Here is a 26194-nt window from a genome sequence, read left to right on the forward strand (position 1 = left end):
GGCGAACCCTGCGGGAGCACGGCCCAGACAGTCCAGGAAAACGGCGGACTCTGCGGGAGCAAGGGCCAGCGCGTCGTCATGCCGGTCAGTGCCCGGACGACTCCATGTTGTGGGTCACCTCGACGGGGCGGAAGCCGAAGCTCTCGTTGATCGTTCGCATGGCGTCGTTGGTCGAGGCGGTCCAGGTGTGAATGTGCTGGGTCCGTGTGTGCCGGCTGACGAGTTCGCGTACGTTGCGAGCCTTTGCGAACGCGCCGAGCCGGTTGCCGCGGTGTGCCTTCCGGACGTAGGTGTCGTCCTGGTGGACGTGGATGCCGTCGGCGTCCACGAGCAGCTGGGTGTATCCGGCCGGTTCACCGGAGTCGGTGGTTATCACGGTGGTGACCAGCGCGTACCCGATGGTGGTGAGACGTTCCTGGTTGGTGCCGAGGCGTTCGGCGTCCCAGCGGGCGGCTTCCACGTCCAGCTCGCCGGTCGGAACGTCGGTGGCCATCTCGCTGGTCAGGTCGGCGAGGGCGGCCAGGCTGCCCGGCGGCATCGGGCCATGCCAGGTCTCGGCCCGATAGCCGGGTTTAGCGAGGTCGTGCGTGGCCAGCACGTGTTCGGCGACGGGCAGGTCGAGCACCATCCGCTCCTCGGCGAGCGCCGACCCGAAACCTCGGGCGAGGGCGAAGCGGCCGCCCGGCCAGCCAGCCAGTTCCCGTCCTCGTGGAACGTGTACCTCGGCGATCACGGTGTCGCGTCCGGTGGTTCGGGCCCGGTTCAGGCCCGCGGTCCAGAGGGCGGCGCCGACACCCCGGCGGCGGTGCGCGGGCGGGACCGCGATGTCGATCTCTGCGCGGTGCAGGTTCTCCTGCAACGCCCATTCGACGAGCATCCCGCCGACACAGCTGTCGCCGTTCCAGGCGCCCCAGGCCTCCCGGTGCCGGTTCGGGTTGGTGGCGTTCGCGGCGAGCGACTTCAGCTGGCTGTCCCGGGACGTGACCAGAGCGGCATACCGGTCCGCGGTCGCGCCGCTGCGCCACGCGTCGTACCAGGCGGCCGCCTCGGGGCCATCGAACGTCGCCAGCCTCCTGATCTCCATCCGGCGAGACTACCGACCACCCATGAACCACGATGCCCGATCAGGTCATCGATCGATCGCGAGCCGTCAAGGTCACCCGGGTGTCCCTTCCGGGGATCGGCAACCGATGGCCGGCCGCACCACTTCGAGTCGTCTGGAGAGCATCTTGGATCTGATCAGGTTCGGGAGCATACCGATACCTACGGCCAACGTCAGGGCGGCGAGTCCGAGCAGAGTCGAACGCCACGGCCATGCTGCTCCGGTGAGGTCGAGGTGACCGGCCGGGTGTTCGGTGAACTTCGCCGTTGTCCGGGCGGTGGCACGGTCGGCGTGCTCGGCGAGATCCCGCAGCAGCGGGTCGAACGCGAACTCCTCCGGCCGCCGTCCGGCGTTCGGGGCGGTGATGTCGAGGCCGCGATCGGCACCCCACGCGGTCAGCTCGGCTCCGGCGTGACCGGCGTCGAGAACGATCAGGCGATCCAACGAGGCGTCGTCGGCTGCCGGTTGCCGGCCACCCCGGTCCGCGCCGGGGCCGGTCGGGAGCGCGATCAGCAGCAGGCCGTGGCGCGTGGTCACGGCCGACCTGCCGGCGATCGGGACAGCACGGGCGGTGAACGACGTTCCGGCGTAGGTCTCGAAGGCCGCGGCCACGTCGATCTCGCCGGCACCGTCGGTCAGGCCGATGCCGACGGTCGGGCGCAGCCAGGGAAAGGCGGCGTTCATCGCGTACGGGAGGTCGGCCACGGCCAGGCTCTGCCCCGGGATCCGGGTGCTCGTGCCCGGTGTCCAGTCGCGGTAGGACACCTCCTGTCCGATCCTGATCGCCTCAGCCCGGCCGGCGAGCAGTTCGATGAGGCGCAGGGAGCCGGCCAGGCCGGAGGTGACACCGGCCGTCGTGAGGATCCGGTCGTCCTCCACGAACCGCTCCCCCGCGATCCAGGTGGTGCCCGGGAAGCCGCGCCGCAGCGCTCCGAGGCGCTGCCAGAACGACGTCGCCCGGCGTCCCGCCAGCAGTCCGGCTCCGGCCACGACCTCGGCTCCGGCGCAGACGCCGAGGACGTACGCTCCTCGCCCGGCCGCGCCGCGCAGCCACCCCTCGAGCGCCTGCTCCCGATGGACGACCGCCGGCACGACCACGACGTCGGGCTCGGGCGCGGTGTCGAAGGTGTGCTCCGGCACGGCCCGCAGACCGCCGGACAGCGGCACCGGCCGCCGCTGCCCGGCGACCGTGTAGACGAAGAATCCGGAGGCACGGGCGAACGCCTCGTAGGGCAGCAGCGCGTCGCTGACCACCGAACCGCCGGTTCCGAGCACGACCGCGACCACGGTCGATCCGGATGGCACGCTCCGGGGCGCCGGCCATTCGCCCTTCTCATCGCTGGTGGGGTAGCTCTCGCATGGTGAAGGTCACGCCGCCGACGGCGATCCCGCCCAGGACGGCGGCCGCCAAGGCGGCACCCAGCAAATTCGACACGGCACGCCGCACGGTCAGGCCGCCCGGCTCGCGGACGGCGGCATGCCGTACCGGTTGCTGTACAGCCGCCGGAAGTGGCGGGCGTCGCGGAACCCGCACCGGGCGGCCACCGACTCGACCGTCAGCGTCGTCTCGGCCAGCAGACCAGCGGCCAGCTCGAGTCGCAGCCGCTGCTGGTACTCCAGAGGTGTGCAGCCCGCGGCCGCGGTGAACGCCCGGCTCAGGCCGCGCGGCGACAGGTTCGCCACGCGGGCCAGGCCTGCAAGCGTGTGTGGTTCGTCCAGGTGCTGGGCCAGATGGTCCTGGACCCGGTGCACGCCCGGATGGAGGTGACCGCGATGTTCGAGGAACGGGCTCACCTGCCGCTGCGAACCGTCCCGCCGCAGGTAGACGACCAGGTCGCGGGCCACTGCGGCGGTCAGCGCCGGTCCGTGGTCGCGTTCGATCAGCGACAGCGCGAGGTCTATCCCGGAGGCGATGCCGGCGCTGGTGCTGACCGGGCCGTCGTGGACGAACAGGACCGCGTCGCGCACGCGGGCAGCCGGGTACCGCACACGCATCAGGTCGACGAGCGACCAGTGCGTGGTGCACCGCCGCCCGTCGAGCAGACCCGCCTCTCCGAGCACGGCGGCACCGGTGCAGACCGACGCGACGCGCGCTCCGGCCCGGACCGCATCCCGCACCCAGGCGGTCACGGCGGTCGCGACCACCGGTCCGGGCGGCCGCAACCGCGGTCCCGGGATCAGCACCAGGTCGCCGGCTGCCACGCCGGGCAGCGGGCCGAGCCCGGCCAGCCGCAGTCCCTGCGCCGAGGACACCTCGCCGGGTTCGGCGGCGACTAACTCCAGCCGGTAACCCGCGCCCCGCTGCGCCGCCGCGTCGAAGGCCTGCACCGGGCCGCCCAGGTCGAGGAGGTTCACCTCGGGCATCACCAGGACGACCACTCGTCCACTTCCACGGTCTTCGCTGCTCACGGCAATGACGGTAAGCGATCTGCCATGCCTGGCAGGAGGGCCGGAAAGGCCGTCGACCGGACGGATCCGGCAGCCGTACGCTCCGGGGATTCCTCTTCCCGATCACCTGCAGCCGTTCGTCCTCCCGGTCGACGCCGTCACGCTGGACCGCCGGGGCGCCCTCGACGTGTATCTGCCGGAAGCCGCCGGTCAGAGCCCGGCGATCGTCTTCGTGCACGGCGGTCCGGTCCCGGCGGAGCTGCGCCCGACACCACGCGACTGGCCGGTGTACCGGGGTTACGGCTCGCTCGCGGCCGCCCGCGGGATGGTCGGTGTGACCGTCGACCACCGTCTCCACGACCTCATCGCCTATCCGGCGGCGGCCGACGTGGCCGCGGCGGTCCGCACCGTACGCGATCTTCCGCAGGTCGATCCGGACCGTATCGCCATCTGGTTCTTCTCCGGCGGCGGCCTGCTGCTCGCCGACTGGCTGCGTACCCCGCCGCCGTGGCTGCGCTGCGTGGCCGCGACATACCCGCTGCTGATGCCGCCGCCGGGCTGGACCGTCGACCCGGCGTTCCGGCCGGTCGAGGCTGTGGGCACAGGTGCTCCCGGACTCAAGATCGTCCTGACGCGGGCCGGCCGGGAACGGCCCGAGGTTGCCCAGGGGGTCGAGGCGTTCGTTGTGGCCGCCCGCGGCGCTGGGACCGACCTGACGATCGTCGACGCGCCGAACGGGCGGCACGGTTTCGACATGCTCGACCACACCGACGAGTCCCGCGCCGCCGTACGACAGGCTTTCGATGTCGTTGCCGGAACCACTCAACAGATCCGAGGTCCCGGCGTGTAGTCATAGGTATGAGAGGTCCTGGGTTCGAAACGTTCCTGCGGCAGAGCGCCGCCGGCCTGTTGCGGCTGGGCAACGCCCTGACGCTGGATCGGGCCGCGGCCGAGGATCTGGCCCAGGAAACCCTGATCAGGGTGGGGCTGGCCTGGTCGCGGGTGCGCAAGGACGGCAATCCGGTCGGGTACGCGCAGCGCACCATGGTCAACCTGTTCCTCAACGAGCGCAGGCGCCGCCGTCCCGTTCCGGTGGCGGAGGTTCCGGACCGGGCACGCGAGGACACCGCGCTGACGTCGGTCGACGACGCGGCGCACGTCCACCAGCTGCTGGCCGGGTTGCCGCCGCAGCAGCGGGCCGCCATCGCGCTGCGCTACCTGGCCGATCTGCCGGACGACCAGATCGGCGCGGCGATCGGCTGCAGCGCGGCGACGGTCCGGTCCCACCTGTCCCGGGGCCTCGCAACACTTCGTACCCAGATGACGGCGGAGGGCTGACATGCCGGAAATCCTGTCCACGACCGATTTCGATCTCCCCGTGACGGAGGAGTTCCTGAACCGGGTCCAGCGTGGTGTCCGCCGTCGGCGGGCCTTCCGGCTGACCGTCGCGAGTTGCGCGGTTCTCGCGGTCACCGGCGGCGTCTTCGCGGTCGCCCGGCCACATGAACCGGCACCGCCAGCGCCTGCCACCGTGCTCGGCCCGGCGCCCGTGGTGATCGGCCACGTTGAGCGCTACCGGATCGGCTTCGTCCCGGACGGCATCACGCTCGACCCGCGGTTGAGCAGCAGTACGTTGATCATCTCGCAGGACGGCGAAGAGGTCACCGACGGCCGACCGGCCGGCCCGCTGGACACCCCCGTGATGCAGTCGACACGCCGTTTCGAGAAGGCCAACGGCGGCTCCTACCTGTGGATCACCGTGTCACGGCCGTTCCCACAGTCCCCGGGGCAGGGCTCCGCCATCCTCCTGAACACCCTGGCGAACCGATCGACGGCGGGCAGTACCCCCGTCGAGACCTTCAGCGTTCCGGCCGGGACCGCCCACCTCACGCGAAAGGCCGAAGGCTACGGCGTAGTGATCATGGCCACCGACCTCTCGGTGATCACGATCGAGGCCAACACGCAGGTCCCCGCCGAGGAACTCAAAGCGGTCGCCGTGGGCCTCACCCCCGCCTGAACCGGACGACCAGGCAGGTCACCGGCCCGGGTCCATCCATCCGGGCGCCGCCCACGGATGCGTCCAGTCGACGATCCGCAAACGGCCGCCGGGTTCCCGGATGACGTTGTCGCGGCGCAGGTCACCGTGGTGCGGCGCATGACCCGGCGCAAGCGCGTCGAGCCACCGGCTCTCCAGCTCGGCAGGAATCGACGGTCACGCCGTCGACGACCTCGTAGGCGGCCACCCGCCAGTCCCGCACTCGGCCGCGCCGAGGAGACGCGGCCCGAGGTCCCCGGCCACCTCGGCCGGCACCACCCCGGGCGCGGGTCGTCGCCAGGGCGATTTTCCCGTCTTGCGCTGATCCGGAACCTGACCCGCCCCTACGTCGTCTACCGCTCCCGCGGCCCGCGCGCGGGCCGGCGCCCCCCATCGCGCCGGCCTGCGCCCCACCGCCCCGGCTGGGAGGGCCCGCCACCCACGGCTGACCGGCCTACCCCTCCATCCGTGAAAGGCCTCGCCTCGGATGCAGAAGACGTCGCTCGCCGACCTCGTCGAGCAGCACCTCGCCGCCGCCCGCACCCCACCAGCCGGCCGCAGCGCGCACACCGTCCCCGGTGGCCACGACGCGATCCTGCGCCAGTCCCTCATCGCCCTGGCCCCCGGACAGAGTCTCGGCGACCACGAGAGCCCGGCGAAGCCACCCTGCAAGTACTGCGTGGCCGGGTCCGCCTCAGCGCGGGCGACGACAGCGCCGACGCCTCCAGCGGTGAACTGCTCGTCATCCCGGACGCGCCGCGTCGGCTCGACGCTCTGCAGGGCAGCGTCATCCTGCTGACCGTCGCCAAGCGTCCCTGACCCAGCGGCCCGGCTCGGCACCGACGCTCGAGTCATGGCGGTCAAAGGTCCGGGCCAACGGCCATTCCAAGGGCGCAAGCCATTCCAAGGGCGCAAGCCATTCCAAGGGCGCAAGCCAATCCAAGGGCGCAAGCCAATCCAAGGCCGCAAGCCAATCCAAGGGCGCAAGCCAATCCAAGGCCGCAAGCCAATCCAAGGCCGCAAGCCAATTCAAGGCGAATGGCCAGGCCAAGACCGACGGGTCCGAGCTGCAGAGGAGGCCCAGGCCGAGCTCGATATCAGGGACCCCGCCAAGGCACCCGGCTCGGGTCGGCGAGCCAGCCAGGCGAAAGACGGCGGCCGACCATGCGACAGACGCCCGAGCCGACCATGCAACAGACGCGCGGGCCGACCAACCGACAGACGCCCGAGCCGACCAACCGACAAACGCCCGAGCCGACCAACCGACAGACGGCGGCCGGCCGGGCCAGGGTCGAGGGCTATTTCATCGCGGCGAGCTGGATCAGGTTGCCGCAAGTGTCATCGAGGACGGCGGTCACCACCGGGCCGTAGTCGATCGGGTCCTGCGTGAAGACGACGCCCAGCCCCTTGAGCCGCTCGACCTCCGCGTGAACGTCGTCGACCGCGAACTGGGTGAACGGGATACCGTCAGCGACCAGGGCGTCCTTGAGCGGTTTGGTCGCCGGGTGGCCCGCAGGCTCCAGGAGGAGCTCGACCCCGTCCGGGTCGGCGGGTGACACCACGGTCAGCCAGCGGGCGTCGCCCGTGGGCACGTCGGTCTTCTTGATGAAGCCCAGCTTCCCGGTGTAGAACGCCAGCGCCTTGGCCTGGTCGTCCACCCACACGCTGGTGAGTTTGACGCGGATCATTAACTCGGTTCCTCTCGCCGTGCGGGCCACCGCTCGACGATCGCCCGCAGCGGACTCGTGTCGAGATGGTGAAACTTGTATCGCCCCTGTCGCCGGGTGTGCACCAGACCTGCCTCCTCGAGCACCGCCAGGTGCTGCGAGATGGCCTGCCGCGAGGAGGCCAGCCCGTGCTTCATGGTCAGCCTGCCGCAGATCTCGAACAGGGTCTGGCTGTCACGCTCGGTCAACTCGTCCAGGATGATGCGCCGGGTAGCGTCGCCGAGCGCTTTGAACAGATCGGCTCCCTCACCCACAGAACCTTCATAGGCAAGTCACCACTTGCATGTCAAGGAGCGACGAACCGTCAGGCGAGCATGCGCGCGAACTCCTCCGGCTCGATGACGGGGATACCGAGCTGGGCGGCCTTCTTGGCCTTGCTCGTGGTGGTCTCGGAGGTGACCAGCGCCGTGGTCTTCGCCGACACGCTGCTGCTGGCCGAGCCGCCGAGGGCCTCGATCCGCTCGCTGACCGTGGTGCGCGTGTAGCCGGGAACCGAGCCGGACACCACGTAGGTCTGGCCGGCCAGCGGTTTCGCCCCGCCGTCGTCGACGACCCGCATGGTGAGCCCGTGGCCGGCGAGGCGGTCGATCACGTCGCTCATCGCGATCAGGCCGTCGACCACGTGCTGCGCCTTGATCAGACCCATCTTGTCGATCTCGGCGATCTCCTCCACCGAGGCGGCCCGCAGGGCCTCCATCGACTTGAAGCGGGCGGCCAGCCAGCGGCCGACGCTGCGCCCGGTCATCCGGATGCCGAGGCCGGTCACGACCCGGTTGAAAGGCTGCTGCTTGCTGGCCTCCAGGCCCGCGATGATCCGCTCGGCGTTGGAACGGCCGAGCATGACCGTGCCCCCGGCGGTGGTCTTGCCGACCGGCAGCTCGGCGATGTCGTCGGCGGTCAGCGCGTAGAGGTCGGCCACGTTGCGGGCCAGCCCGGCCTCGATCACCGCGTCACAGAACGAGTCGCCGGCGCCGTCCACGTCGAGGGCCTCGCGACTGCACCAGTAGGCCAGCGCGTTCGCGGCCGCACACGACGCGGTGTGGCAGCGCCAGAGCAGGGAGGACTTGTCCCACGCCTCGCCGCACTGCGGGCACAACTCCGGTGCGAGCCACGGGGTGAGGCCGTGCGGCTGCTCACCGATCGGTGAGGTCACCCGGGGGATGACGTCACCGGCCCGCCACACCGCGACGGTCTGCCCCAGGGCGAGGCCCTGCTCGGCGACCCACTGCGGATTGTGCAGGGTGGCCCTGGTGACCGTGGTGCCACCGACCACGACCGGGTCGATGATGGCGCGCAGGCTGATCCGCCCGGTCCGGCCGACCCGCACCTCGATGTCGCGCAGCACGGTGGACGCCGTGTCCGGCGGGTATTTGAAGGCGACCGCCCAGTAGGGCGTGCGGCTCGCCAGGCCCAGGCGGCGCCGGGTCGACTCGGCATTCGCCTTGATCACCGCGCCGTCGATCGGGAAGACCAGCGCCGCACGCCTGCCGCCGATCACCTCGATGGCGGCGTTGACCTGCTCGGCGGTGAAGCACTCGCCCGCGACCTCGGGAATCAGCCGGCAGGCGGCCGGGAAACCGAGCTCCTGGGCCCTGTCCATCCGGCCGAGGTGGGTGCCGGCAGGGTCGATGCCGTCACCGGTGATCTCATAGGTCGCGAAGGTCATCGGCGCCTCGTAGGCCCGGTCGATGCTGCGGATCGCCCCGGCCACCGCACCCCGCGAGTTGACGAACGCCTTGCCGCCAGCAGCGACCCGGTTGGCGCTGGCCGCCTCGAAGTCCTCGACCGTCATGTAGACCTCGCCGCGCACCTCGCCGCTCCATGGCGTGGCCAGCTCGGACGGCAGACCGGCGATCCCACGCCGCACCTGGGCGGTCACGTCCTCACCGGTGGCGCCGTCACCGCGCAGCGCGGCAAGGGTGAGCCTGCCGTCGGCATACTCGGCGCGGATGGCGAGGCCGTCGAGTTTCACCTCGACCAGGCAGCCGTCACCGCCGAGCGTGGCGACGAAAGCGTCGGCCTCCTCCGGCGTCTTGATCTTGTCGAGGGACAGCATCGCGGTCGGGTGCCGGACGTCGCCGCCCGCAGAGGCCCCCGCGGCCACTGCGGTGGTGACGCCACGGTCGTCCCACTCGGGATGCGCCGCGACCGACGCCGCGATCCGGTCGGCCAGCTCGTCGTAATCCGCGTCGGTCATCACCGCGTCGCCGGTGTCGTAATAGGCCTGGGCGGCGCCGCGAGCCTGCTCCACCGCCTCGTCGAACTCGGCACGGCCGGCGAAGGCGGATGTTTCCGGTGAACGATTGACCATGCCCGAAGGGTACGGCCAGGGTCCGACAAATTTTGCGCCTTCCATCGCCCACCTGCCCGCCCTCAGCGCGATCACGCGACGGGCCGCGGCACGACCGACAGAGTCAGGAGAAGCGAGAAGCACCGACGGGTCAGGAGAGGTCCGGCCGCACCAGGAACTCCTCGATGCGGCGCAGGTCGCGAGGGCGCAGACCGCGGCTCTCGTTCGGAGCCACGACCAGCGCCCGCCCGTCGGCCGTCCAGGTCCCGCACTCGCCGGCGTGGTGGGCGATCTCGACGTCGTCGGTCCAGACCAGGCGACGCCCGGAGGCGATCACCCGGCGGGCAGCGGCGGCTTTCGCCTGGCAGGCGGCTTCCCCGGCGGCGGTCGAGGCGAACGCGCGGGGCAGCTCGGGCAGCCCGAGACCCTGTTCCAGCGCGGTCGCGTCGCCACACCACGTGGAGCACCAGGTTACTTCGGCCAGCCCGCCCTCATGGACTCGGCGGATCATTTCGAGCACGCGTGGCTCGTACCGGATCCGGTAGAGGTAGTCGTCGGCCGCCGAGTAGACCTGGACCAGGCGAGGGCCGGTGTACCAGCCGGCGCGGAAGGCGTTGACCACGCCGTCCACGTCGAGCAGCCAGACCGGGATCACGACGCCGGGAGCAGCAGCGCCCGCACTCCCGCCACGTATTCGGGCGCGGACGTGGGCGGCAGCAGCAGTCGCTGGAGGATGTAGCCCTGGACCAGGCTCAGCATGGCCGCGCCGACCTGGTCGGGTACGGCGTCGACGGGCAGGTTCCCCGCCTCCTGCCAGCGCCGCGCGGCCTCGGCGCAGTGTCCGCGGAGCCGGACCACGACGCCGGAGACCCGGGCGAGCACCTCGGGGTTGCGGAGTGCTTCGGCCCACACCTGAACGGCCAGGCGAGTCAGGTCGACGCCGATCTCCGGATCGTCGATGAGCTGCGCGGTGATGCCCTCGACCATCGCGCTCGCCACGTCCGCCGGCGAGGGGACGGCGTCCCCGGCCAGCAACCCGGCGAAGACCTCGTCGGCGGTGGACATGACCAGGTCGGCGACCGCCCCGATCAGCTCCTCCTTGCTCCGGAAGTAGCTGTAGACGGCACCGGCCGACAGGCCCGACTCGGTGATGATCCCGGCCATCGAGGTGGCGTGGAATCCGTTGCCGGCGAAGAGCCGGGCGGCCGCGGCCAGGATCTCGGCGCGGCGCTCGGCCCGGTGCGACTCGGTGATACGTGGCATGCGTCCTAAGTTAAAACGAACGGTCGTTCTTGACAAACGACAGAACTCGGAGGACTCTCGAAAACGAACAACCGTTCTCTTAAAACAGGGAGTCGACATGACCAGCGACAAACCGTCGTCCTGGCCGCAGGTAGCCGCGACGGTCGGGCTGCTCACGGTCATCATCAGCGTGCTGCTGACCGCCTTCGCCTGGCCGGCCGTGCGATCCACGGTGCACGACATCCCGATCGCCGTCGCGGGGCCCGCCCCGGCCGTCCAGCAGGTCACGGCGGCCCTGGAACAGCGCCTGCCCGGTGCGTTCGAGGTCACCGCCGTCGACGGCACGGCTGCCGCCGAGCAGCTCGTCCGCGACCGCGAGGCGTACGGCGCCATCGATCTGACCAGCGGAAAACCCCAGGTCATCACCGCCTCGGCGGCCAGCGCCCCGGTGGCGCAGACCCTCCAGGCACTGGCCGCCGGTCTGGCACAGGGCGAGTCGCCCGCGGTGGCGGCGCGTGACCTCGTGCCGCTGCCGGCCGACGATCCGCGCGGTGCGGGCCTGGCCGCCGGCGCCCTCCCCCTGGTGATCGGCGGGATCATGGCGGCCGCCCTGCTCACCGCACATCTTCGCGGCACCGGCCGCCGGGTGGCCGGCGCCCTGGCCTTCGCGATCACCGGCGGGCTGGCGATGGCCGCGATCCTGCAGTACTGGCTGGGTTCGCTCGAAGGCGACTATCCGGCCAACGCCGGCGGCATCGCGCTGAGCATCGGCGCCACGGCGCTCACCCTGCTCGGCCTGGAGTCACTGCTCGGCACCGCCGGTCTGGGTCTCGGCGCCGCCGTGATGATGCTGGTCGGCAACCCGCTGTCGGGTGTGTCGAGCGCCCCGCAGATGCTGCCCGGCTGGGCCGGCGAGCTCGGCCAGCTGCTGCCGCCGGGCGCCGGCGGGTCGCTGCTGCGCTCGACCGCCTTTTTCGACGGCGCCGGCGCCACGCACGCGGTCGTCGTCCTGCTCTCCTGGCTCGCCTTCGGCGCCCTGCTCTGCGTGGCGAGCGCGCTGCGTGCCCGCCGGCGGCCGGCTGCGGTTGCCGCCGGACCGGCCTCGCGGGAAACCGAGCCGGTCACGGTCTGACCGGAAAGGGAAGCGGCCGCCTCTCGGGGCGGCCGCTTCCCGCTGCCTACCTAGAAATCCTCGTCGAAACCGACAGAACCCGAAACCCCCATCTGGTACGCCGAAACGCGGCGCTCGAAGAAGTTCGACAACTCCTGGACGTCCTGCAACTCCATGAACGCGAACGGATTCTTACTGCCGTAGATCGGGTCGATGCCGAGCGCGGCGAGCCGCCGGTCCGCCACGTGCTGCAGGTATTCGCGCATGTCGCCGAGCGAAAGCCCGGAGACGCCCTGTTCGAGCAGGTCCCCGGCGAACTGGACCTCGCACTCGACGGCCTCGGCGAGCATGTCGCGCACCTGCCGTTCCATCTCGGCGTCGAACAGATCCGGCTCCTCGGCGCGCACCTGGTCGACGACGTCGAAAGCGAACGCCATGTGCATGCTCTCGTCGCGGAACACCCAGTTCGTCCCGGACGCGAGACCCTGCAGGACGCCGCGGGAGCGCAGGAAGTAGACGTACGCGAAAGCGCCGTAGAAGAACAGGCCCTCGATGCACGCGGCGAAACAGATCACGTTGAGCAGGAAAGCCCGCCGGTGTTCACGGGTCTCCAACCGGCGCAGCTCGAAGACCGAGTCGATCCACTTGAAGCAGAATTCGGCCTTGCGCGCGATCGACGGGATGTTGTCGACGGCGGCGAACGCGGCCGCGCGCTCGTCGAGATCGGGCACATAGGTGTCGAGCAGGTTCAGATAGAACTGGACGTGCACGGCCTCCTCGAAGAGCTGCCGCGACAGATAGAGACGGCCTTCGGGCGAGTTGACGTGCTGATACAGGTTGAGGACCAGATTGTTCGCCACGATCGTGTCGCCGGTGGCGAAGAACGCGACGAGCCGCGACACCAGGTGTTTCTCGGCGTCACTCAGACGGGCCAGATCGGCGAGGTCGGAGTGCAGGTCGACCTCCTCCACCGTCCAGGTGTTCTTGATGGCGTCCTTGAAGCGGTCGAAGAAGTGCGGGTACTTCATCGGCCGCAGGGTCAGGTCCATTCCGGGGTCGAGCAGCATCACTGACAGGCCTCACACGATTCGGGGTTCTCCAGGGAGCAGGTCTCAGCCGGGGTGAGCTCGGGAATGAGCGACACGGTGGCCTGCTGGATCCGGGTCGCGGGGCGCGACCGCAGGTAATAGGTGGTCTTCAGTCCGGCTTTCCAGGCGTGGAGGTACATCGACGACAGCTTGCCGATGGTGGGCGCCGCCATGAAGAGGTTCAGCGACTGCGACTGGTCGATGAACGGGGCCCGCGCGGCGGCCAGGTCGATCAGGGCTCGCTGCGGCAGTTCCCAGGCGGTACGGAACAGCTGCCGCACGTCCTCGGGCAGCTCGGTGATGCCCTGCACCGACCCCTCGGCGCGCTTGATCCGCTCCCGGATGCCGGCGGTCCACAGATTCCGGGACTTCAGTTCCCGTACCAGATAGGTATTGATCTGAAGAAATTCGCCGGACATCGTCTCGCGTTTGAACAGATTGGACACCTGCGGCTCGATGCACTCGTAGGCGCCGGCGATCGAGGCGATCGTCGCGGTCGGCGCGATCGCGACGAGCAGGGAATTGCGCAGGCCGTGCCCGGCGATCCGGGTCCGCAGCGCATTCCAGCGGTCCGGCTGCGAGATCGGTGCGTTCCATAGGTCCGGATGCAGGTCACCCTTGGCGGCACGGGTCTGGGCGTACGCCGGATGCGCTCCGTGGTTCGCGGCGAGATCGGCCGACACCTCCAGGGCGGTGAGAAGGATTTCCTCCTGTACGCGGGTCGACAGTTCGCGAGCCTCGGCCGAGTCGAACGGCAGGCGCAGCCGGAAGAACGCGTCCTGCAGGCCCATCAGCCCGAGCCCGACCGGCCGCCAGCGCGGATTCGACGCGGCGGCCTGCGCCGACGGGTAATAGTTGATGTCGATGACCCGGTCCAGGAAGACGACCGCCGTGCGGACCGTTTCCCGCAGCCTGACCCAGTCGACACCGTCGGCGCCGACGTGCGCGCCGAGATTGATCGATCCCAGGTTGCAGACCGCCGTCTCGTCGTCGCTGTTGACCTCGAGGATCTCGGTGCACAGATTCGACAGGTGAATGGTGTTGCCCGGCTCACCGGTCTGGTTCGACAACGCGTTGGAACGGTCCTTGAACGTCATCCACCCGTTGCCGGTCTGTGCGAGCGTGCGCATCATCCGCCCGTACAGATCCCGTGCCTTGATGGTTTTGACCGCCTTCTTCTCCGCCCCGCGGTAGGCCTCGTCGAAGGCCTCGCCGAACAGATCGGGCAGTTCCGGGGCGTCCGACGGGTCGATGAGCGACCATTCGGCGTCCGCCTCGACCCGGCGCATGAACTCGTCCGGGATCCAGTTGGCCAGATTCAGATTGTGGGTACGCCGGGAGTCCTCACCGGTGTTGTCGCGCAGTTCCAGGAACTCCTCGACGTCCGGATGCCACGGTTCGAGGTAGACACAGGCCGCACCCTTGCGCCGGCCGCCCTGATTGACCGCCGCCACACCCGCGTCGAGCGTTTTCAGGAACGGGACGATGCCGTTCGACTTCCCGTTCGTGCCCCGGATCAGCGCGCCGCGACCGCGGATCCGCGACCAGGCGATGCCGATTCCGCCGGAGAACTTCGACAGTTTCGCGACCTGGTGGTAACGCTCGTAAATGGAGTCGAGCTCGTCCTTCGGGGAGTCGACCAGGAAGCACGACGACATCTGGGTGTGCCGGGTGCCGGAGTTGAACAGGGTCGGTGAGCTGGGCAGATAGGCCAGGCTCGACATGAGGCGGTAGAAGCCGATCGCCTCGTTCGCGTTCCGCGACAGCCCGCAGGCGACGCGCAGCAGCCAGTACTGCGGCGTCTCGACGACGACGCGGCCGGTGGGGTGGCGCAGCAGGTAGCGGTCGGCGACAGTGCGCAACCCGAAATACTCGAACCGCCGGTCACCGTCCGGGTCGACGGCGTCGTCGAGCTTGCGGGCGTTGCGGGCCACGAACGCCGCGGTCTCGTCGCCGATGAGGCCGAGGCCGTGCGCGAAGCGGATCGACTGGCTGAAGCTCTCGACGCCCTGCCCGCGAACCTCCTTGCCGACGTACGCGGCGAGCAGCCGGGCCGCGAGGCGGGAGTACTGCGGTTCCTCGCCGATCAGTTCGGCCGCCGTCTGAATCGACAATTTGTCCAGCTCAGCGGTGGTCGCACCGTCGTACAGTCCGCTGATCGTCCTGGTCGCCACCCGCAGCGGGTCGACCTCGTCGAGGTCCGCGACCCACAGCTCGACCGCTTTGACGATCTTGTTGACGTCCACCGGCACCAGGTCGCCGTTGCGTTTGCGCACCTGCATCACGTGCCTGCGCTGCTCCGGCACGCCCGACTTCTGCGGCGTGAGTGTCATGCCTGCTCTCTCCTCGCGAGCTCGGCGCGTGGAGGCAGACACCAACGATCCCCGGGCACACGGCCGCGAGGACACATCCGGCGTCGGCCGTCCCACGCGGCCTTCGACCGCCGGACACCACGATGGCGTACGGCGCGCTGGCAGGTCTTCGGACTCATGGGCACGGCTTGACGCCACCTACTGGCCGTCGCTTCCCAGGCCCGTGAAGGCCCAGTGCTTCCTGACGGCGGTCGTTCCCACTCACCGCTGCGGGGCAGTCCCGGATTCACACCGGGTTCCCTCTTGCCTCGGACACGCCCTGATGGACGCGGCCGAACCAGCTGCGAAAGGCACTATATATGGCCGCTCCTCGCGACCGTCGACACCACATGGCGTGTCGTTTATATTGGCGGAACGCCAATAAGAGGGGTCGGCCATGGACGCCACAGCAGCTCGAACCCGCATCACGGAGATCCGCTCCACCGGCGGACAGACCACGATCGATGAGCTGGACGGACTGTGGGCGGCCCTGCCACCGGCCCGCCCCGACGACATCCTCGGCTCCTGGAAAGGCAGCGAGTTCACCAGCGGCCACCGCTTCGAGGGCTACCTGCCGAAGATCCGCTGGCACGGCAAGCGGTTCACCTCGTACACCGATGTCGCCCCGCTCGTCTGCCGCGACGAGAACGGCGAGCTCTTCGACGACCTGGAACGCGCCAAGGGCGGCGCGAGCCTGTGGACCGTCGAGTTCCGCGGCGAGCCGACCGCGACGATGGTCTACGACGGACAGCCGGTGCTCGACCACTTCAAGTGGATCGACGACGACACCCTGCTCGGTGTGATGAACGGCAAGGGCGTCCTCGACAACGGCCGGCACTACTACTTCGTCCTCGATCGGGAGTGACCGATGCGTATCCGGGCGGCCCTCGTCGAAACGGCCGGCGGGCCGTTCACCATCCGTGACATCGACCTCGAACCACCCCGTTCCGACGAGGTGCTCGTCCGGATCACCGCGGCCGGCATCTGCCACACCGACCTGACCATGCGCCGCCGCTGGCCGGCCCGGATCTCCCCGATGGTCTTCGGCCACGAGGGCGCCGGCGTGGTCGAAGCCGCGGGCGACGCGGTCACTTCGGTCGCGGCCGGCGACACCGTGGCGCTCAGTTACCGCAGCTGCGGCAGCTGCGAACTGTGCCGGGGCGGCCATCCCGCGTACTGCCTGCTCAGCGACCTCAACATGCGTGGCACCCGCGCTGACGGCAGCAGCCCGCTCAGCAGCGGCGGAGACCGGGTGTTCGGCAACTTCTTCGGCCAGTCGAGCTTCGCCACCCACGTCCTGGCCTACGAGAGCAACATCGTCCGGATGCCCGCCGGCCTGTCACCGAGCGTGGCCGCGCCGCTCGGCTGCAGCGTCCAGACCGGCGCCGGCACCGTCCTCAACGTGCTACGCCCCGCCCCCGGCGACACCGTCATCGTCTTCGGCGCCGGCAGTGTCGGCCTGTCCGCCGTCATGGCAGCCGTCTCCCTCGGCTGCGAGGTCATCGCCGTCGACCCGGTCCCCGCCCGCCGCGAACTCGCCGTGTCCCTCGGCGCCACGAGCACCGCCCTCGGCACCGACCCGAAGACCGCCGACCACGCCATCGACACCACCGGCCGCGCCGACGTGATCGCCCAGGCCCTCGGCCTGCTGCGCCGCCGCGGCACCCTCGCCCTGGTCGGCCTCGGGGGCAAGGCCGAGATCGACATCATGACCGTGATGTACAACGGCCTGCGCATCCGCGGCGTCATCGAGGGCGACGCCGCACCCGCCACATTCCTGCCCCAGCTCGTCGACCTGCACCGGCTCGGCCGCCTGCCCGTCGAGAGGCTGGTCACCGAATACCCGTTCGACGCCATCGAGACCGCCGCTTCCGACGCCGCGGCGGGCAAAGTCGTCAAACCGGTGCTGACCTTCGGGTAGACATAGATCCATGACATATCCGCCGCCGAAATACCACGGGGACGACGGGGAGAAGAGCGCGGTCTACCGGCCGGCCGGCACGGCCCCCGACTTCGTCTATCCGAACAACGGCACCCAGGTCCACTATCTGTCCAGCGGGGCCTCGACCGGAGGACTTTTCGGCCTCTACCGCTGGGAATGCGGGCCCGGCGTCACCGGACCCGACCCCCATTTCCACCGTACGATCAGCGAGTCCTTCTACATCCTGTCCGGCGTGATGAGCATCTACGACGGAACACGCTGGATCGAAGCCCAGCCGCACGACTGGGTGCACGTCCCGATCGGCGGCATCCACGGTTTCAAGAACCGTTCCGGCGAACCCGCCTCGATGCTGCTGCACTTCTCGCCGGGCGCGCCGCGCGAGGGCTATTTCGAGGGCCTCGCCGACATCGGAACGATGAGCGACTCGGAGAAGGCCGCGTTCTACCTGGAACACGACAACTACTGGCTGGACTGACCACCCGCGACGGCCGGCCACCCCGCCGGCCGTCCCGGCCACGTCCCTCAGCCACCGTCACCCACGCACCCACGCACCCACGCACCCACGCACCCACGCACCCACGCACCCACGCACCAGGATCTTGGTCCCTTGTCACCGGCGATATCCGCTTGTGGCGGCCTGGTGGGCAAATCACTGCCCCAACGACCACCAGCACCCATATCCACAACGGCGCCTGCCGATGTGATCGGCGACTTCGCCGAGCCGCAGCCGCCACACAAGATCTGTCCATCCAGACGAGCGGCGATCCTGCGCCACCCACCCATCTGCGGATCTTGTGAGGTTCGGGTCGCCTCCACGGCCAAACCGAACAAGTTCAGACCGCCCCTTCCGGTCGGCGGTCGGGAGGGGGCGGTCGGCGGTCGGGAGAGGGCGGTCGGCGAGCGGCAGTCGGGAGGGGGCGGTCGGCGGTCGGCGGTCGGCGGTCGGTGGTCGGTGTTTGACTACAACCCTCCCAGATCTTGTGAGGATCCGGCTACGCCGACGGCACAACCCCACAAGATCGGCAGGCAGCGGACCGCAAACGGCGCAGACAACGCGTGGGCGGCGGCAAGCGCAACAAGCAGCGGGGCAGGACGGCGGTCGGCGGTCGGTGTTTGACTACAACCCTCCCAGATCTTGTGAGGATCCGGCTACGCCGACGGCACAACCCCACAAGATCGGCGGGCCGCGGGCCGCGGGCCGCGGACGGCGGGCGGCGGGCGGCGGACGGCGGACGGCGGACGGCGGACGGCGGACGGCGGACGGCGGACGGCAGACGGCAGACGGCAGACGGCAGACGGCAGACGGCGGACGGCAGACGGCAGACGGCAGACGGCGGACGGCAGACGGCGGACGGCGGACGGCAGACGGCAGACGGCAGACGGCGGACGGCGGACGGCGGACGGCGGACGGCGGACGGCGGACGGCGGACGGCGGGCGGCGCCGGTCGCGGCGGACGGCGGTGAACTGGTGGCGGATGGTGCCTAGGTTGGGGTGGTGAGTGTGGACTGGACGGCTACGTTGCCCCGTAAGCGGATAGGAGCCGGCGTTCTGCTTCGCGATCAGCGGGAGCGGGTGTTGCTGGTCGAGCCGACGTACAAGTCGCACTGGGAGGTTCCCGGTGGCTGCGTCGAGGCCGACGAGTCGCCTCGGGCGGCGGCCGGGCGGGAGCTGCGGGAGGAACTGGGGCTTTCCGTGCCGGTGGGGCGGCTGCTCGTCACCGACTGGGTTCCGGCGCGCGATGGGCGTACCGAAGGGTTGATGTTGATCTTTGATGGTGGTGTCCTCTCGGCTGAGGAGACCGCTGGTATCCGGGTTCCCGCTGAGGAGCTGCGGGGATGGGCCTGGTGCACCGCGGCAGAGGCCGGTGAGCGGCTGCTGCCGTTGCTGGCCCGGCGGATCGCCGCGGCGGTGCGGGTCCTGCCGGCGGGCGGGTGCGCCTACCTGGAGGACGGATACGAGGCCGCGTGAGAAGCGAACGACGCCGCGTCAGAGGCGAACGAGGCCGCCTGACGAAGCCGGGAAAGAGAACGGGTTACAGGCCGCGGACGGCGGGAAAGGCTGGACGCGGCCGCCTAAGCCGCCCGCGCGGCTGCCTAAGCCGCCTGCGCGGCTGCCTCCTCGACCTGGGCCAGGATGCTGGTCGCTCCGGCTTCGGTGGCCAGCTCCCGCGCCTCGGTGATCAAGGGGGCGGTGTCGCGGCCCTCGGCTGCGGCTAGGTAGATCAGGCCGACCAGGTTGGCGGCGACGCCGATGATGAAGCCCGCCTCTCGCCGCAAGGTCGTCGACTCCTCCAGCAGGGCCCGGGCTTCGGGCAGGTCGCCGGCGTGGTGGGCGGCGATGCCGAGGTGCCGCAGCGCGTAGGAGCGCAGCAGCGGGTCGGGGGCCAGATCGGCCGCGCGGCGCAGGTACGGCAGCGCCGCGGGATCGTCGTTCAGCACGAACTGGTGGTAGATCCCGATCCAGCACAGTGCCTCAGCCTCGCCGCGTACGTCACCGATGCCCCGGTAGAGCGTGAGCGCCCGGTCCAGCAGGCTGGACTCCTCGCTGTGGTCGCCGGTTCCGGTGATCAGGCGGGCGTGGGCCAGCTTCGCCCGGGACAGGTACAGGTCCGCCTCCAGCGTGGCCAGATCGCGCTCGGCGCCCGTCAGCGAGCCGGGGTCACCGGCGAAGGCTGCCCGGTCGTAGGCGGCGGCCGCCCGGCGGATGGCCTCCGGCGCCGCCGCGACCGGTGCGTCGGCGTCCTTGCGGAGGTCCTTGCGCATCTGCTGGGAGACGACCCGGTAGCCGGAGGTGCGGTAGAGCTCGGCGGCCACCGGGTTGGCGCCGAACACGTTGAGTTCCAGTGCGGCCGCCCCGCGCGCTCGGGCCGCCTCCTCACCGGCGGTGAGCAGTGCCCGGCCCAGCCCCTCACCGCGGCGGGCCTCGATCACGTCGATGTCGTAGATGAACGCGCAGTCGGCGACCCCGGCCGGGTGGGTGAGCCCGATCCACAGACGGCCGACGAGCGACCCGTCGACCTCGCCGGCCAGCAGCAGCATGCCCTCGGTCCCGAGGCCGTCCGGCAGGCGGGACGCGCTGTCCGCGAGGGCACGGTCGTAGGCGCCCTCCTCCGGCCAGTTACCGGCTCTGACCTTCTCGGCGGCATAGCCGACAGCGAGCTCGTGCTGCCACTGCTGGTACTCCTCGGCGGTCATCGGGCGGACGGTCACTGCGGTCGGCTCGGTCACCCGGAAAACTTTATTCGCCAGACGTGTAGTAGACCGCCCCGCCCGTTCGTCATGCCGGTGTGAGAGATACGAGAAACAGGGACATGGACCTGGTGACGGGTACGGGAGTGACGGTCGAACTCGTTGTGCCGCTACCACCGGAGCAGGTGTGGGAGCTGGTCACGGCCGTCGACCGGATCGGCGAGTGGAGCCCGGAGGCGACCGGTGGCCGCTGGTGCGACGAGTCGCCGGGGCCGGTCACGGGTGCGCGGTTCACCGGGACGAACCGGTTCCCGAACGGGTTCGAGAGCACGGTCACGTGCCTGGTCACGGAGGCACGCGAGCCCGAGGTGTTCGCGTGGGACGTGCTCGACGGCAACGGGGCCACCGGGTCGTCGTGGCGGTACGAGTTGTCCGGCGGCACCACGCCGGGCACCACGATCGTCCGGCAGTCGTTCCGGCACGGGCCGGGTGTGACCGGCGCGCGGCTGGGCGGCCCGATCGAGGGTCGGCTCACGGTCCTCTGTAGCAACATGATGTCCACGATCAACGCGATGACGGGGGTTGCACGATGAAGTACCTGATGCTGGTCTGCATCGATCCCGAGTTCACGCCGGGGCAGGACGACGGCAAGCCGGAGGTCGACGACTGGGCCGGTGAGATGGACGGCAAGGGCATCCGGCTCATGGGTGACCGGACCAGGCCGTCGAGCGCCGCCACCACGGTCCGGGTCAGGGACCGGGAGGTACTGGTCACGGACGGGCCGTTCACCGAGACCAAGGACGTGATCTGCGGGTTCGACGTGCTCGAGTGCGAGGACCTGGACCAGGCGATCGAGGTGGCGTCGAAACACCCGATGGCCTGGACCGGCGCGATCGAGCTGCGTCCGGTGTGGCCGTGGGGCGTCGACTGACGATGGACGACACCATCGCCGGAATCTACGCCGACGGGTGGAGCCGGATCGTCGCCACGATGATCCGGTTCACCGGCGGTGACTGGGATCTGGCCGAGGAGTGCGCGCAGGACGCGTTCGCGCAGGCGTTGCGGGTGTGGCCGGCCGACGGTGTCCCGGACCAGCCGCTCGCGTGGCTGACGACCGTGGCGCGCCGTCGTGCGCTGGACCGGATCCGGCGTGCCGGGGTGGAGCGGGAGAAGCTGCGGGAGGTGGCGATGGAACCGGTGCCTCCGCCGTACGCCGGGGACGCCGACATCCCGGACGAGCGCCTCGAGCTGATGTTCACCTGCTGTCATCCGGCGCTCAACGTCGAGGCGCAGGTCGCGCTGACCCTGCGCAGTGTCGCCGGGATGAGCACGGCGGAGATCGCGCGGGCGTTCCTGGTGCCGGAGAAGACCCTCGGCCAGCGGCTGTTCCGCGCCAAGCAGCGGATCAGGCAGGCGGGCATACCGTTCCGGGTGCCGCCGGGGCACCTGTTGCCGGAGCGGCTGTCGGCAGTGCTCCACGTGCTGTATCTGCTGTTCAACGAGGGCTGGTCGGGCCGGGAGCAGCTGTCGGTGGAGGCGATCCGGATCGGACGGACGCTGACCGTGCTGATGCCGGACGAGCCGGAGGCGCTGGGCCTGCTCGCGCTGATGCTGCTGCAGGACGCCCGCCGCGAGGCCCGGACCGGGGTGGACGGCGAGCTGCTGACCCTGGAGGAACAGGACCGGTCGCGGTGGGACCGTCGACGGATCGACGAGGGCGCGGCACTGGTCGAGCGGGCGCTGCGTCGCGGGCGGGCCGGGGCGTTCCAGTTGCAGGCGGCGATCGCGGCCTGTCACGCGACCGCGCCGAGCATGGACGAGACGGACTGGCCGCAGATCGTGGGGTTGTACGACGTGCTGCGGACGGTCGCGCCGGGGCCGGTGGTCGAGCTGAACCGGGCGGTCGCGGTGGCGATGGCCTCCGGACCGGAGGCCGGGCTGGCGCTGGTGGACACGATCGACGGTCTTGACGGCTATCACCTGCTGCACGCCACCCGCGCCGAGCTGCTGGTGCGGGCCGGACGGGCCGACGAGGCCGCGAAGAGCCTGAGCCGGGCCGTGGACCTGGCGCCGACCGAGGCCGAGCGGCGCCTGCTCACCGAGCGGTCAGCAGCTTCTCGGCGAACCGGGCCTCGAACAGGGCCGCTCTCCGGACCACCGCCGGCAGGGTGACCACGAGGAAAGCGGCGATCGCGGCGTAGAAGGCGACGTTGGTGAGGTAGGCGTCGCCGAAACCCAGCAGCTCGGGCAGCTCGCGGTCGCCGTCGGGCAGCGACCAGCCCCACAGCACCCAGCTCAGGCCGCCGAGGATGCCGGCCCACCACGTCGCGACGACGGTGAAGGCGATCGTGCTCGGGATCCAGCGCAGGGTGGCGTGGGCCAGATCGCGCCAGGTCTGCCCGTCGATGAGCACGGCCCAGAGACGCGGCAGGAGGCGGGACACTTCAGACGTACGATATGAGGGGTTCTGAATCTCTCGTCCCAGGACCCCGGCGATGCGCTCGCGCTCGGTGGCGGCGAAACCGCGGGCCTGCATGAGGGCGAAGAAGGTGAGTGGCACGCCCACCCAGAGCACCGCGAGACCGAGCCCGGCGGACATCGCCGTGGCACAGACGACGACGGCGGCCACCGCCAGCGGAAGGCCGGTCAGGACGTAGCGGGTGTCGGCGGCCAGCCGGGGCAGGACACGGGCGACCGGGGCGGGTGTGAGGACCGGTTCGAGCTGCGTCGTCGTCATGCCGTAGACGCTATTCACGCGGGAGTCCGTTGTGGATATGGCAGGCTTCCCCTTCGATGGTAGTGCTGGCACTACCTCCGGAGGATCTCCCAGTCCACCGCACCGTTCACGACCCGCGGCTTGTAGCGCCCCTCGTAGGGCTTCCCCGTCTCCAGCGACGTCGCGGTCCTCTCCAGCAGTTCGGCGACCGACGCGGGCCAGCGCTCGAAGTTCGTTCCGTCCTCGGGGTAGAACTCGCCGACCCGGCCGTGGCCTCCGGGCCGCTGGTCGACGACCAGGCTGCCGCCGTCACCCGCCTCGGCGAACGGCACGAAGTCCGGGTGCCACCAGGGTTCGGCCCATTCGCCGGCGGCACCCGCCAGCACCTTGCAGTTGACCTGCCAGTCACGGTAGATCTGGTCGACGCTCTCCGGGGCGAAGAAGGGTGGCAGGCTGAACCGGTTGCCGCCGTCGTGCCGCCGCAGTGACGCGACCAGATCGTCGGGGAACGCTACCGACATCCGCCGCTGGGCAACGTCGATCGAGGCGGACGAGGCCGGAGGTCGCAGGGAATCGTGGCTGACCGGCGCGTTGGCGGCCAGCCATTTCTCGATCCGCTGCCAGGCCCGGTCGACCCGGGCAGTGGCGGCCCGGCCGGGACGGCCGACGGTGACCGGGCCGGCGTGTTCGGGGCAGACGTCGGTGGAGAGCCGCTGACGCACCGACGGAACCGGGGGTGGCGCCGCCATCGAGAGGACGGCGGTAGGGGTGAACGACGTCGTGGCGGTCGTCTCGGTCCGATTGCAGAACGCCAGCCCGCACGGGGCAAGGACCATGACCGCGAAGACGCCGGCCAGGGAGACCACGAACCTTCTGCCGCTGATCGTTTCGGCTCGCGGCTCGGCCGGGAGCGGCGGCCGCGTCTCGACCGGGACCGGCCCGACGGGTTTCACCGAGAGGTCGCCGTCCTCGATGGTCAGCACCGACGCAGGGATGCCACGGCCGGAGAGCGCGTCGAGGGCCAGCGAGAGATGGTTCTCCGTGTCCTTCCCCGGGGCGGCCACCACCAGAACGGGGGCGGGAAGCCGCACGGCCAGGTCGACGAGGGTCCAGCCGTCCTTGCCGAGCGGCAGGAGGAGCCCGGCGCCTCCGGAGATCAACACGAGGTCGTACGCCCTGGTCATCGCACCGATGAGGTCCCGAGCCCGTTCGACACTCACACTCTCGGCATCGGTCAGGTGAAGGGCCCCGGCCGCCGGCACCGCATCTCCGGGACCGACGAGCACCGTCGCGACATGGTCCCCTTCGACCAGGGCCTTCACCGCGTCGTTCACCTCGATGTCAGCCGAGGTCGCCGCAATCACCCACGGGCCGCGGCCCGCCCATCCCCGCTCCACTCGGACACTTTAGACACCGGGAGTCCGGTATGCGGCCCCTGCCGGAACGACCGGCTCCGCCGGGACGGCAGGCTCAGCAGGCACGGCGGGCTCAGCGGGAACGGCAGGCTCAGCCGGGATGGCCGCGATACCGGCCAGGATCAGCAGGCCACCGGCCATCTGCAGCGGGGTGAGCGCCTCCCCGACCACGATCCACGCGAGCACCGAGGCGAACACCACCTCCAGCAGCCCGACGAACGACGCGAGCCGCGAGCCCAGCCGGCCGGAGCCGAAGATCCCCGCCGCGTACGCCACCGCGGTCCCGAAGAACGCCACCACCATGAGCGGCACCCACCATGGAACGATCGCGCCGAGCAGCGGCACCTGGTCGAAGCGCGCCTCCATCGGCACCAGCCCGACCGCACCGGCCAGGCCCAGCGCGAGCCCGCCGAGCAGCAGCCCGATCCCGGCCAGCGCCACCGGCGGCAGCCCGTCGGAGGGCCGTGCCGCGACCACGAAGTAGACCGCGCAGCCGACCGCCGCCGCGAACGCCAGCGCCACGCCGACCGGGTCGACGGCGTTGATTGCTCCCGGCCCGATGACCAGGACCAGCCCGCCGATCGCGAGCACCGACCCGAGCAGCACCATCGGCCGGGGCACGCGCCGGGTGGTCACCGCGACCCAGATCACCAGCAGCAGCGGCGCGAGATACTCGACGAGCAGCGCCGTGGAGACCGGGATGAGCCGGATCGCCGCGAAGTAGGTGAGCTGCGTGAACGCCACCGCGATGAGACCCATGCCGAGGATGCGCCAGCGGCCGCGCCACAGTGCGTCCCATCTGCCGCGCAGGGAGAACACCACGAGCGGAAGCAGGAGAAGGCCGGCGACGAGCGCGCGGGCGGTGACGGCGGCGGCCGGTGACCAGCCCGCTTCGAGCAGTGGCTTGATGAAGGCGCCGGACGTGGCGAAGGTGGCTGCGGATGTGACCGCGGCGGCGAGCCCGACGAGCTGCGGCGATTTCACGGCATCCCCTTGTGATGGGCTAAATTACTTACGCCCCTGACGCTAGGCCGCTCTGGATAAGGAGTCAAATTGCTTTTTGCCCCTGACACCGAGGAGGCGCTGAATTTCGTCGTGGACCTCGCCAACACCTCACCGGGCGCTTCCCGGTCCGGCGGCGACGAGCTGACGACCCTCGAACAGCTCGACGCGCTACTGGTCGGCTACACCGGCCGTAAGGACCGCGACAAGGCCGAGCTCGCCGCCGTCCGCGAGACCCGTGACCTGCTGCGCGAGGTCTGGGTGCTGGACCGCGACGACGCTGTCGACGCCGTCAACCGCATGCTCCGCGAGGCACACGCCGTGCCCCACCTCGTCCGCCACGACGACTACGACTGGCACATCCACGCCACCGAACCCGACGCGCCCCTCGCCGAGCGCATCCGGGTCGAGGCAGCCATGGGCCTCATCGACGTGATCCGGATGAACGAGACCGGCCGCCTCCGCGTCTGCGGCGCCGACGACTGCGACGGCCTCTTCCTCGACCTCTCCCGCAACGGCTCCAAGCGCTTCTGCTCGGTCCGCTGCGGCAACCGCGTCAACATGACGGCCTTCCGGGCACGCAGGAACCGCTAGAT

General features: G+C 70.5%; 27 protein-coding genes and 1 riboswitch. Of the genes, 13 read left to right on the forward strand and 14 right to left on the reverse strand.

Translation table 11 applies throughout. The annotated features are described in order from the left end of the window. Positions 1–85: 85 nt before the first annotated feature. From CLV67_RS44705 to CLV67_RS44715, 3 genes are all read right to left on the reverse strand, one after another. On the reverse strand, positions 86–1084 hold the full coding sequence (locus CLV67_RS44705) for a GNAT family N-acetyltransferase (RefSeq protein ID WP_106329966.1): 999 nt from the start codon (positions 1082–1084) through the stop codon (positions 86–88). A gap of 72 nt (positions 1085–1156) precedes the next feature. Then, positions 1157–2389 (reverse strand): DJ-1/PfpI family protein, encoded by a 1233-nt coding sequence (locus CLV67_RS44710; protein WP_239166364.1) that lies wholly within the window; start codon positions 2387–2389, stop codon positions 1157–1159. Between the two features lie 162 nt (positions 2390–2551). After that, entirely contained in the window at positions 2552–3511 is a 960-nt protein-coding gene (locus CLV67_RS44715) for a GlxA family transcriptional regulator (protein WP_239166363.1), read from the reverse strand. A gap of 4 nt (positions 3512–3515) precedes the next feature. On the opposite strand from CLV67_RS44715, the gene CLV67_RS44720 reads away from it, so the two are divergent. The 4 genes from CLV67_RS44720 (at position 3516) to CLV67_RS44740 (ending at position 6324) form a co-directional block, all read left to right on the forward strand. Next, complete coding sequence (locus CLV67_RS44720) at positions 3516–4340, forward strand: alpha/beta hydrolase (RefSeq protein ID WP_239166362.1); 825 nt, start codon at positions 3516–3518, stop codon at positions 4338–4340. A gap of 8 nt (positions 4341–4348) precedes the next feature. Beyond that, complete coding sequence (locus tag CLV67_RS44725; RefSeq protein ID WP_106329968.1) at positions 4349–4828, forward strand: sigma-70 family RNA polymerase sigma factor; 480 nt, start codon at positions 4349–4351, stop codon at positions 4826–4828. 1 nt (position 4829) lies between these two features. Beyond that, a complete protein-coding gene (locus tag CLV67_RS44730) occupies positions 4830–5507 on the forward strand; it encodes an SPRY domain-containing protein (RefSeq protein ID WP_106329970.1) in 678 nt (225 codons plus the stop codon). Between the two features lie 505 nt (positions 5508–6012). After that, entirely contained in the window at positions 6013–6324 is a 312-nt protein-coding gene (locus CLV67_RS44740; protein ID WP_239166361.1) for a hypothetical protein, read from the forward strand. A gap of 499 nt (positions 6325–6823) precedes the next feature. Here CLV67_RS44740 and CLV67_RS44745 read toward each other — a convergent pair whose 3' ends face one another. The 5 genes from CLV67_RS44745 to CLV67_RS44765 form a co-directional block, all read right to left on the reverse strand. Next, a complete protein-coding gene (locus CLV67_RS44745; RefSeq protein ID WP_203737148.1) occupies positions 6824–7210 on the reverse strand; it encodes a VOC family protein in 387 nt (128 codons plus the stop codon). Between the two features lie 2 nt (positions 7211–7212). Then, the gene (locus CLV67_RS44750) at positions 7213–7506 is read right to left on the reverse strand and encodes an ArsR/SmtB family transcription factor (RefSeq protein ID WP_106329974.1); all 294 of its coding nucleotides are present in this window, start codon (positions 7504–7506) and stop codon (positions 7213–7215) included. A 50-nt stretch (positions 7507–7556) separates the two neighbouring features. Then, the gene (gene ligA / locus CLV67_RS44755) at positions 7557–9563 is read right to left on the reverse strand and encodes an NAD-dependent DNA ligase LigA (RefSeq protein ID WP_106329976.1); all 2007 of its coding nucleotides are present in this window, start codon (positions 9561–9563) and stop codon (positions 7557–7559) included. A 130-nt stretch (positions 9564–9693) separates the two neighbouring features. After that, positions 9694–10197, reverse strand: coding sequence for a hypothetical protein (locus CLV67_RS44760; RefSeq protein ID WP_106329978.1), 504 nt, complete (start codon positions 10195–10197; stop codon positions 9694–9696). Beyond that, a complete protein-coding gene (locus tag CLV67_RS44765; protein ID WP_170154241.1) occupies positions 10194–10805 on the reverse strand; it encodes a TetR/AcrR family transcriptional regulator in 612 nt (203 codons plus the stop codon). The genes CLV67_RS44760 and CLV67_RS44765 overlap by 4 nt, the downstream gene beginning before the upstream one ends. A gap of 97 nt (positions 10806–10902) precedes the next feature. Here CLV67_RS44765 and CLV67_RS44770 point away from each other — a divergent pair, with 97 nt between their 5' ends. Then, positions 10903–11916 carry a hypothetical protein gene (locus tag CLV67_RS44770; protein ID WP_106329982.1) on the forward strand — a complete coding sequence of 338 codons (1014 nt, stop codon included), beginning with the start codon at positions 10903–10905 and terminating at the stop codon, positions 11914–11916. A gap of 50 nt (positions 11917–11966) precedes the next feature. Here CLV67_RS44770 and CLV67_RS44775 read toward each other — a convergent pair whose 3' ends face one another. Both CLV67_RS44775 and CLV67_RS44780 read right to left on the reverse strand, forming a co-directional pair. Next, a complete protein-coding gene (locus tag CLV67_RS44775) occupies positions 11967–12962 on the reverse strand; it encodes a ribonucleotide-diphosphate reductase subunit beta (protein ID WP_106329984.1) in 996 nt (331 codons plus the stop codon). Further along, positions 12962–15316 carry a ribonucleoside-diphosphate reductase subunit alpha gene (locus tag CLV67_RS44780; RefSeq protein ID WP_106329986.1) on the reverse strand — a complete coding sequence of 785 codons (2355 nt, stop codon included), beginning with the start codon at positions 15314–15316 and terminating at the stop codon, positions 12962–12964. Before CLV67_RS44780 ends, CLV67_RS44775 begins: the two co-directional genes overlap by 1 nt. Positions 15317–15438: 122 nt before the next feature. Further along, positions 15439–15652: riboswitch (cobalamin riboswitch) on the reverse strand. A gap of 79 nt (positions 15653–15731) precedes the next feature. Here CLV67_RS44780 and CLV67_RS44785 point away from each other — a divergent pair. From CLV67_RS44785 to CLV67_RS44810, 4 genes are all read left to right on the forward strand, one after another. Further along, a complete protein-coding gene (locus CLV67_RS44785; protein ID WP_106329988.1) occupies positions 15732–16199 on the forward strand; it encodes a DUF4334 domain-containing protein in 468 nt (155 codons plus the stop codon). Positions 16200–16202: 3 nt separating this feature from the next. Further along, positions 16203–17255, forward strand: coding sequence for an NAD(P)-dependent alcohol dehydrogenase (locus tag CLV67_RS44790; RefSeq protein ID WP_106329989.1), 1053 nt, complete (start codon positions 16203–16205; stop codon positions 17253–17255). 10 nt (positions 17256–17265) lie between these two features. Beyond that, positions 17266–17751 (forward strand): cupin domain-containing protein, encoded by a 486-nt coding sequence (locus CLV67_RS44795; RefSeq protein ID WP_106329991.1) that lies wholly within the window; start codon positions 17266–17268, stop codon positions 17749–17751. Between the two features lie 1020 nt (positions 17752–18771). Then, on the forward strand, positions 18772–19245 hold the full coding sequence (locus CLV67_RS44810; protein WP_239166360.1) for an NUDIX domain-containing protein: 474 nt from the start codon (positions 18772–18774) through the stop codon (positions 19243–19245). A gap of 125 nt (positions 19246–19370) precedes the next feature. On the opposite strand, the gene CLV67_RS53990 is transcribed toward CLV67_RS44810, so the two are convergent. Next, complete coding sequence (locus CLV67_RS53990) at positions 19371–20504, reverse strand: GNAT family N-acetyltransferase (protein WP_239166359.1); 1134 nt, start codon at positions 20502–20504, stop codon at positions 19371–19373. A gap of 83 nt (positions 20505–20587) precedes the next feature. Between CLV67_RS53990 and CLV67_RS44825 the strand changes: the two genes are divergently transcribed. Genes CLV67_RS44825 through CLV67_RS44835 form a run of 3 tightly spaced genes read left to right on the forward strand, consistent with a single transcriptional unit; the run spans position 20588 to position 22637 of the window. Continuing rightward, positions 20588–21058, forward strand: a complete 471-nt coding sequence (locus tag CLV67_RS44825) for an SRPBCC family protein (RefSeq protein WP_106329993.1) — start codon at positions 20588–20590, stop codon at positions 21056–21058. Beyond that, positions 21055–21396, forward strand: coding sequence for a YciI family protein (locus CLV67_RS44830; protein ID WP_106329995.1), 342 nt, complete (start codon positions 21055–21057; stop codon positions 21394–21396). The genes CLV67_RS44825 and CLV67_RS44830 overlap by 4 nt, the downstream gene beginning before the upstream one ends. After that, complete coding sequence (locus CLV67_RS44835) at positions 21381–22637, forward strand: RNA polymerase sigma factor (RefSeq protein WP_239166358.1); 1257 nt, start codon at positions 21381–21383, stop codon at positions 22635–22637. The genes CLV67_RS44830 and CLV67_RS44835 overlap by 16 nt, the downstream gene beginning before the upstream one ends. Here the strand turns inward: CLV67_RS44835 and CLV67_RS44840 are convergent. The 3 genes from CLV67_RS44840 to CLV67_RS44850 all read right to left on the reverse strand — a co-directional run bounded on the left by CLV67_RS44840 (position 22561) and on the right by CLV67_RS44850 (position 25580). After that, positions 22561–23202: a sensor domain-containing protein gene (locus CLV67_RS44840; RefSeq protein ID WP_106329997.1), complete on the reverse strand. Its 642-nt coding sequence runs from the start codon at positions 23200–23202 to the stop codon at positions 22561–22563. The genes CLV67_RS44835 and CLV67_RS44840 overlap by 77 nt on opposite strands. 71 nt (positions 23203–23273) lie before the next feature. Beyond that, the gene (locus CLV67_RS44845; protein ID WP_146169545.1) at positions 23274–24578 is read right to left on the reverse strand and encodes an SMI1/KNR4 family protein; all 1305 of its coding nucleotides are present in this window, start codon (positions 24576–24578) and stop codon (positions 23274–23276) included. A gap of 9 nt (positions 24579–24587) precedes the next feature. Then, a complete protein-coding gene (locus CLV67_RS44850; RefSeq protein ID WP_106330001.1) occupies positions 24588–25580 on the reverse strand; it encodes an EamA family transporter in 993 nt (330 codons plus the stop codon). Between the two features lie 69 nt (positions 25581–25649). Between CLV67_RS44850 and CLV67_RS44855 the strand changes: the two genes are divergently transcribed. After that, positions 25650–26192: a CGNR zinc finger domain-containing protein gene (locus CLV67_RS44855; protein ID WP_106330003.1), complete on the forward strand. Its 543-nt coding sequence runs from the start codon at positions 25650–25652 to the stop codon at positions 26190–26192. The last annotated feature ends 2 nt before the right edge of the window (positions 26193–26194 follow it).

Source organism: Actinoplanes italicus (assembly GCF_003001815.1).
GTDB lineage: Bacteria > Actinomycetota > Actinomycetes > Mycobacteriales > Micromonosporaceae > Actinoplanes > Actinoplanes italicus.